Source organism: Methanofollis sp. UBA420 (assembly GCF_002498315.1).
In the GTDB taxonomy this organism is placed as follows: domain Archaea; phylum Halobacteriota; class Methanomicrobia; order Methanomicrobiales; family Methanofollaceae; genus Methanofollis.
Genome location: NZ_DAGX01000001.1, coordinates 1 through 2,867, shown reverse-complemented (window position 1 = coordinate 2,867; position 2,867 = coordinate 1). Strand labels below are relative to the sequence as shown.

Genomic DNA, 2,867 nt, shown 5'->3' with positions numbered 1-2,867 from the left:
GGCCACCATGCGGCGCGGATCGTCGCCGAGACGGACATCTGCGACGACATCGCCGCGGCCGTCGGCCCTGCCGGGATCCGGCGCCTGGAGCGCGACGAACCCGACATCGAAGACGTCTTCCTCTCGTACTATCACGAGGAGGCGACCTCGTGAGGTCCGCGGGACTGAAGGTGATCGCGGGGAAGGAATTCCGCGACCACCTGCAGAGCAGGAAGTTCCACCTCATCTTCGGGGTCTTCCTGGTCATCGCCGTCATCGGGCTCATCGGCGGTGCGGTCGAGTACCAGAAACAGCTTGACGACTATAACAAGAACCAGGCTGCGGTCTCGGACGACGAGTTCGAGTCGCACTCGTACTTCTCCTGGAAACCGACGATCCTCTCGGCCTTCAACGAGATGACCACACTGATGACGACGATCGGCGTGATCCTCGGGATCGCGATGGGCTTTGATCTGATCACGCGGGAGAAGGAGAGCAAGTCCCTGAAGATCCTGCTCTCGCACCCGATCTACCGGGACGAGGTGATCAACGGGAAGGCCCTCGGCGGTATTGCGGCGATCACCCTTGCGATGGGGATCGTGCTCGTCCTCTCGCTGGCGATCATGCTCCTCTTCGGGATCGTCCCGAACTTCGAGGAGACGGTGCGGATGTTCCTCTTTGGAGCGCTCTCGTTCCTGCTCGTCTTCTCGTTCTTCGCGATCGCCCTCTTCATGTCGACGATCGCGAAGGACAGCGGGAGCGCCATCATCTACACCCTGATCATCATGATCGTGCTCTCATCCCTCCTTCCGATCTTCACGTACGGCTCGGTGTACACCGCGATCTTTGGCCAGCCCCCCGAGCCCCCAGACACCGACACGATACGGTACGGCGGCTATGGCGGCATGTACGTGACGAAGTCGGTGGAGGTCGTGGAAGGCGGCATGGTGCGCGACCCTGAGGTCGACGAGGCCTGGCAGGAGTACGAGGAGAAGTCGCGGGCCTACTGGGAACAGAGAGGTGCTGTCGGCGACGCCGTTTCTCTCCTCTCGCCGACGAGCAACTACCAGAGACTGGCCTATGCCGTGACCAATCCGGGCATGGCGCGGATGATGATGAGCAGTTCCAGTTTCTCGGATGTGGAGATGGACGATGAGATCCCGAAGGAAGGTTTCTCGGCGCTCTTCGCCCTCCTCGGTGACATGGCAAAGAACATCGCCGCGCTGATCATCACGCCTGCCCTCTTCTTCGGGCTTGCGTGGGTGCGGTTCATGCGGGAGGACGTGAGATGACCGCCGGAACGAGGGCGCCCGCCCTCCTCCTTGCCCTCCTGATGCTCGCCGCGACGGTCCTGCCCCTGCCGGTTGCGGCGGAAGGGGTGGCGTCCGGGACGGTCTCGGTCACCTGCGACTTCCCCGGCCAGGTTGTCGAGGCCGGGGAGACGGCGACTTTCTCCCTCACCGCGGCGAACAACGGGAACGCGGCGGCGGAAGGCGGCCAGATCAAACTGTGGACGGAGAAATTTGTCGGAAGCAGGAACTGGGAGATGCGTTTTATTGACGGCAAGACCGAGGTGAACCGCGTCTCCATCCCGGAGGGCGGGTCGAAGACCGTCACCCTTGAGGTGGAGACGGCCGCGGACACGCCTGTCGGCGACTACCCGGTAAAGGTGCATGTCGGCGACGGCTCGATCTGGCTCTACGTGAGCATCTCGAAGACGCACACCGGCGAACTCGGCACCCTCAATCTCCTGGTGACGGACAAGGACGGGGAGAAGGTGAAGGGTGCGACGATCGAGGTCTTCCGCGGGAATGAACACGAGGCCTTCGACAGGGTGATGACGACGGCCGACGGCCGGATCAGCACTGGTCTCCCCCAGGACGTCTACCGCCTGGTCATCACGAAACCGGGCTTCCTTTCTGTCGAGAAGAAGGATGTGAAGGTGAAGTGCGGGATCACGGTCGACGCCGGCACGGTGATGCTGGACAAGTCCTCGTATGCGGCCGAGGTGACGGTGAAGTCGTCCCTGATCACGACGCCGGCAGGGAAGAACCCGACCTTTGAGATGAAGCTGCGGAATGTCGGGAAGGCCGACGACACCTACAGGCTGACGACCGACGGCCTCCCCGAGGGCTGGTATGCCAGGTACAAGGAGAATGCCGCGGATACGAGCGACATCTCGGAGATCCTTGTCCCTGCCGGAGAGGATAAGACCCTCTTCCTGGAGGCGATCCCGCCGTACGGCACGAAGGTCGGTGACTACTCCTTCAATGCTGTCATCGAGTCCTCTTCGGATGTCTATACCGAGGACCTGACCGCGAAGATCAGCGGGAGTTATGAGATGAGGCTCTCCGCGGACCGGTACCGCTATGAGGCGAACATGGGCGAGACCCTCGAGTTCGATGCCTTGGTGCGGAACATCGGCAATGCCGGTGCCCTGACCGGGATCCACTTCGAGGTGAGCGCGCCGCAGGGCTGGAAGGCGACGGTGACGCCGTCGAATGTCACGAGTCTCCAGCCGGGCGAGTCGAAGAAGGTGAACGTGAAGGTGGTGCCGCCCCCGAATATCGTCGCCTCTGAATACAAGGTGACGCTGAAGGCGGTCTCGGAGCAGGGCGAGCAGAGCGACGACTTCAGGATCGTCGTGAAGGAGCAGTCCTTTGCCGCGATCCTCGGTCTCCTCATGCTCGCCGGCATCGCGGGCGGGGTCTGGTATTACTTCAGGAAGTACCAGCGCCGTTGAATTTTCCCCTCCCCTTTTTTTTGTGTCAGCCGTACCTTTCCCGATAGATAGACGATTTACACAGAATTGTTTTATAAATGGGGCACCATGGATCTTCATAATCCCGAAAAAGGACTGGAGACCCATGATACGATGCGAACATCTG

General features: G+C 61.4%; 2 protein-coding genes. Both read left to right on the top strand.

All coding sequences use genetic code 11. The features are described 5' to 3' along the window. Window positions 1–149 precede the first annotated feature (149 nt). Window positions 150–1,271 carry an ABC transporter permease gene (locus BP869_RS00010; protein WP_342675730.1) on the top strand — a complete coding sequence of 374 codons (1,122 nt, stop codon included), beginning with the start codon at window positions 150–152 and terminating at the stop codon, window positions 1,269–1,271. Next, on the top strand, window positions 1,268–2,722 hold the full coding sequence (locus BP869_RS00005) for an NEW3 domain-containing protein (protein ID WP_342675728.1): 1,455 nt from the start codon (window positions 1,268–1,270) through the stop codon (window positions 2,720–2,722). Before BP869_RS00010 ends, BP869_RS00005 begins: the two co-directional genes overlap by 4 nt. Window positions 2,723–2,867 lie beyond the last annotated feature (145 nt).